This window comes from Vibrio sp. OPT46 (assembly GCF_015163535.1).
GTDB classification, from domain to species: domain Bacteria; phylum Pseudomonadota; class Gammaproteobacteria; order Enterobacterales; family Vibrionaceae; genus Vibrio; species Vibrio alginolyticus.
The window spans coordinates 138,504-140,141 of the sequence record NZ_JADDYG010000092.1 but is presented as its reverse complement, the minus strand read 5'-3'; the positions used below and the strand labels follow the sequence as shown (position 1 = coordinate 140,141).

Below are 1,638 nucleotides of genomic sequence, written 5' to 3'. Positions count from 1 at the left end.
CGTTACACTGCAAAAAAATATGATGAAACCAAGCGCGTTTCTCAAGAAGACATGGCGATAATCAAAGAAGCACTGCGTTTGTCGGCGTCTTCTATCAACTCACAACCATGGAAATTCATCGTTATTGAAAGTGATGAAGCGAAGCAACGTTTCCACAATACGTTTGCAAATATGCATCAGTTTAACCAACCACACGCGAAAGCCGCATCACATACGATTCTGTTTGCTTACGATCCTAAATTTACTAAAGAGAAATTTGCGAAGCGTGTGGATGCAGAAGTAACATCTGGCCACTTGCCAGCGGAGATGTACAACAACTTTATGGGTGCTTACGCTTTTGCCGATGCAAATACGGACGAAAATGGCTTCAACGGAAGCTGGACAAAAGCACAAGTCTATTTGGCACTAGGTAACCTACTACACACATTGGCTCGACTAGGCATTGATTCAACACCGATGGAAGGTGTCGATCCGGCTCTGATTGGAGAAGAGTTTAAAGAAGAGCTCGAGGGCCATATTTGTGAAGTTGCGCTAGCGATTGGCTATCATAAAGATGGGGAAGATTATAATCATGGTCTTCCAAAAGCGCGCCTTGCAATGGATGACGTAATTACGACTCTATAGTCGACCATTGTCTTAGCTTAGCGACTTAAATCATTGTTTAAACTAAAAAGAGCCGCACATTAATGCGGCTCTTTTTTACTTGGTTCTGCGTCAACTTTACGCAACTTGCTCTGACTTAAAATTACCAAGCAATGCATCGTAAAGCTCATTGTCGCTTAACACACCAACCAGCTTATTATCTTCAACCATAAGCAGAGGCTGATTGCTACGCTGTTTAAGTTCAATCGCTTCTCGCATACTGATTTCTGGACTAACCTGAACCAGAGAGTTTTCATTAACTTCGTCAAGGTTCGAAGAATCGCTCTTCCATTGAATCAACGATTTATCTTTATCCGCTAAACTTAACCCCTTGCTCTCTTGTATCACCCAAATATCTTTATCAGGGCAAATCAGAACACGCGTATCTTCGCGAACCAAATCGTCACGCATTAAGGAACGTCCCTTCAGCACATTTAATGGATTAGTGTGAGCAACAAAGTCCGCCACATAATCGTTTTCTGGAGCAAGAATGATCTGTTCTGGCTTGCCATGTTGAATCAGCTTTCCTGATTCCATAATGGCGATGTTGTTACCGATTTTAAGTGCTTCATCCAAGTCGTGACTCACAAAAAGAATGGTTTTGTTTAGCTTTTCCTGAAGCAGAATCAATTCATCTTGAAGCTGAGCACGAATCAATGGATCAAGTGCTGAAAACGGTTCATCCATTAACAAGATATCAGTGTCCATCGCAAACGCTCGCGCTAGGCCAACACGCTGCTGCATACCACCAGAAAGCTCGTGCGGGAATTTGGTTTCCCACTCAGATAAACCGACCATTTCGAGCTGTTCACGCGCCTTTTTACGACGCTCTGCTTTACCAATGCCTTGCATCTCTAGACCAAACGCTACATTGTCTAACACCGTTAACCAAGGCATCAATGCAAACTTCTGAAACACCATGGACACGCGGTGCGTACGAAGGTGGCGCAGTTTCTGTTCGTCACAGTTAGAGAGCTCAACCATGTCGTCGCCGTC

Annotated in this window: 2 protein-coding genes; one reads left to right on the top strand and one right to left on the bottom strand. The window is 43.7% G+C overall.

Going from position 1 to position 1,638, the window contains the following annotated elements:
- On the top strand, nt 1–624 hold a 624-nt coding region (locus IQR33_RS04055), incomplete at its 5' end, for a nitroreductase family protein (protein ID WP_193843536.1).
- A gap of 96 nt (nt 625–720) precedes the next feature.
- Here the strand turns inward: IQR33_RS04055 and IQR33_RS04050 are convergent.
- Nucleotides 721–1,638: ATP-binding cassette domain-containing protein (locus IQR33_RS04050; RefSeq protein ID WP_193843535.1), on the bottom strand; the 918-nt coding region annotated here is incomplete at its 5' end.